Genomic DNA, 3451 nt, shown 5'->3' on the forward strand with positions numbered 1-3451 from the left:
CACCACACATTAATCGTCAGTAACCACCATCCAAATTTCGGTACCGGCCGCCACTAATCTTCGTTGCGCGCGGAATGCCACCGGTTTACGCGGAAAGATCCGCCGCCGCCGCGGCGGCAGGCCGGCTGGCCAGCCCGTCGTAGCGGCCGTCACCGGACACCGGCGGCCGTCAGCGAATGCCGGCGGCCGTCAGCGAATGCCGGCGGCCGTCAACGGATGGCGTCAGCGGGCAGCGGCGCCGGTCAGCGAGACGTCCAAGGTGGGTTTCGCGTTGGCCGGGAGCCACTGGCCGTCGCCGCCGGCCGTGCCGCTGCCGGCCACCGTGGGCAGTCGGCGCCAGCCCAGCCCGGGAGCGAGCAGGGAGAGGTCGCCACCGGGGCTGCGCACCAGGGGAAACCGCTCCTCCCAGGTCCCGCTCGCCGGGCCGGTGCCATCGGTGAACCCGACGACGAGCTCGGCGGGCAGCGACGCGCCGGCGGTCCCGATCTCGTCCGGGCCGGTGCCGGGACCGGTGGTGAGCACGAACGTGTGCGTGATCGTCACGGGGACGCCCCGGCGGATGCCTGGCTGCTCCCCGTGCCCGGCCGGGCCTGACCCAGCGACCACGCCCGACCCAGCGGCCGCGGCCGGTCTCCCCGCCGTCGCCGCGCCACCGGCTGCGTCCACCGGGACGGCTGTTCGCAGGGTGCGGACCTCCCCGCCGAGGCGGACGTGCAGCCGCGCATCCCCCGACCGGACGGGTGCCGTCCCAGCGTCACCGGGAATCCGTACCTGTACACGGATCTCGACGCGGCTCCCGGTGACCTGCCTCAGCGGCACGAAGGACCCCCGGAAGCTGCCCGGGACCGCCGGGTCGGCGATCTCGTCCGGCCGCAGGCGGAACATCGCCCGGTCCGGCATCCGGTCAGGCAGCGCGGCCGAGCCCGGCCCGATGTCCGCCGCGAAGACGACGGGTCCGTCGAGGTCGGGGGAGTTCCGCAGCGAGTGGTAGGGGACCTGCGTGTAGCGGCTCGGGACCGTCGGCGTCACCAGCACCACGGCCGGCCCGCCCAGGTCGTCCGGGAGCAGCGCGGCCAGGAAGTCGTTGCCCTCGTTGACCCCGCGCTGCACGTCGATCCGGGGCTGCAGGGTCGGCACCGTGATCGCGACGAGCCCGGCCACGGCCACGGCCACAGCGCCCGGACGGACCATGCGCCCGGCCAGGCCGCGCGCGGTGCCCGAGGCGGATGAGCCCGGGCGGCGGGACAGCGGCGACTGCGCCGGGAGGAACGTCCACAGCCATCGGGCGCCGTCGGCCGCGAGGATGACGACCGGGGTGAACGCGGCCAGATGGTAGTGCGGGCCAAGGCCGTTGCGCAGGCCCGGCATGGCAAAAGCGGACCCCCACCAGAACGTGTAGCCGGCCAGCACCACGCCCGTCGTCGCGAGCAGGAACAGGCGCTCGAGCCGCCGCCGCGGCGCCACCAGGCCGACGGCGGCCAGCGCGATCAGCGCGGCACCGCCGAAGAACCAGCTCGGCGCCACCTCGAGCGTCTCCTGGAGGGCGTCGAGCGCCAGCCGGCGGGTGAACAGGAAACTCGACTCGGACGGCAGGATCCGGCGCGGGCCGAAACCGAACCGGTCCAGTGGGTCCGAGGCCGACAGCGGCATACGCAGGGGCGATCCGGTGACCCGCCAGCAGTAGGCGAGCAGGGCGACGACCAGCGGTAGCGCGCCGATCACCGCCCAGCCCGAACGCCGCAGCAGCGTCCCGAGCTCCCGCCGTCGCCGCACAGCCGCGAGCACGATCACGGGAAGGACCACGAGCACGACGTCGAACGGCCGGATCAACAGCACCAGCCCCAGGCCCGCTCCGCCGCCGGCAAGGGCGGCCCGCGCCCCCGTCCGCGCACCGCGCAACAGCTCCGCGCTGGCCAGGACGAGCACGGCTGCACCCGGGGCGTAGGCGAGTGGCAGTGCCGTATGCAGGAGGACCAGCGGCGAGAGCGCGACGCCCACAGCGGCGGCCACCGCGCTCCAGGCATGGTCGAAGAGCTCGCGGGCGAGGCGGTACGTCCCGACGACCCAGACCCCGGCGACCGCGGCGGGCGCCACGGCCATCGTGCCGAACAGCGCCTGGGACAGCGCGAGCAACGCCGGCCAGCCCGGCAGGTACTTGGTGAACACGCGGCCGTCGTGCACACCCGTCAACCACGGCCGGAAGAACGGTTCGACGGCGCCCGCGTCCAGGGTCAGCCGCCCCTCGAGCAGCATCCGCGCCTGGAGGATGTACGCGGCCTCGTCCGCGTCGCCGGAGCCCTCCGGGTACAGCGTGACCCGCAGGACCAGGCTCGCGACGAAGGACAGGAGCGCGACCACCGCGACGACGCCGGCCGGCGACCGGAACCGGGACAGAGACAGGGACAGAGACGACCGGGCCCACTGGAACTGCCGGCTTTGCCGGAACCGCCGGCCTCGTGGGCCTGCGTGCGTGCCCGCTCCGGACGGCTCCGCGTGACCGGTGCCGTCGGCCAGGTCGACGGGTGTGCCCGGGAGCGTCCCGGCGGTGCTGTCCGCCGTGGTCGGACCACCTCCGGTCGACGCGCCGACCGGGGAGTCGACAGTCATCGGCGGCGGGGTGCGGCGGCGTCCGTCATGGTCGCGCCGTGATCCGGCGCGGCGCGTTCCCGGTCATCCGTGTCAGCCCCATCCAACCTCGATCACACCATTCATCCGTGATCTGTTGATCGCACCGAATGTGCCGTCCGCAGCGCCTGAAATGATAAGAAACCGCTCCGGGACGGCCGAAACCGGGGCTCGGCACCACGCGCCGGCCAGGGGCACCCCGGTGGACGTCGCGACCCGGCGGGCATGGGCAGCCCGGCGAAGGGGCCTGACGGGACCTGGTGGCTCGGCAGCGACGGACGGGCTGACGGATGTGGCGGGCCGACAGACGGGAGTGGGCCGGACGACAGGAGTGGGCTGGCAAACGGGGGTCGGCCGACCGACATGGGTGGCACGGTCGCCGTGGCGCCTCGGTCACTGTCCGGCCGGCGGCCCGGCGGCCCGGCCTCAGATCATCGGCAGTCCGGGTCCGGGACAATCTTGGTGTTGGCCGAGGGAATGTAGCCGTCGTCGTCGGCGAAATGTGTGGTGGTGTAGCCGCGGAGGCCGTGGCCGACGCATTTCGTGGCCAGGTTCCCGAAGTGATCCGGAAAATTGAACACCTCGGCCGGCGTGTCATCCCCGCGCCGGTTCAGGACGGGCGCGTCACCCATCCCCCGCTCGTCGTCGTCCAGGCGGCAGCCGGCGACCGCTCCGGACGCCGCGAGAACCACGAGGGCGGCAGCCGCGCAGGCCCGTCGGCGGTCGCGAGTGGCGGGCCCCATCAGCTGTCGCCCGCCACGTCCCCGGGCGTGGCAGGTGGCGGCGAGCCGGCCGGCAGGGAGCCCAATGGCCATGCTTTAAGTGA

At 73.8% G+C, this 3451-nt stretch carries 2 protein-coding genes; both read right to left on the reverse strand.

All coding sequences use genetic code 11. The features are described from left to right. Window positions 1-222: 222 nt before the first annotated feature. Window positions 223-2607, reverse strand: a complete 2385-nt coding sequence (locus E0504_RS48165; RefSeq protein WP_112106210.1) for a DUF6541 family protein — start codon at window positions 2605-2607, stop codon at window positions 223-225. A 449-nt stretch (window positions 2608-3056) separates the two neighbouring features. Next, window positions 3057-3368, reverse strand: coding sequence for a hypothetical protein (locus E0504_RS48170; protein ID WP_243657983.1), 312 nt, complete (start codon window positions 3366-3368; stop codon window positions 3057-3059). Between the last annotated feature and the right edge of the window lie 83 nt (window positions 3369-3451).

This window comes from Parafrankia sp. BMG5.11, assembly GCF_004337455.1.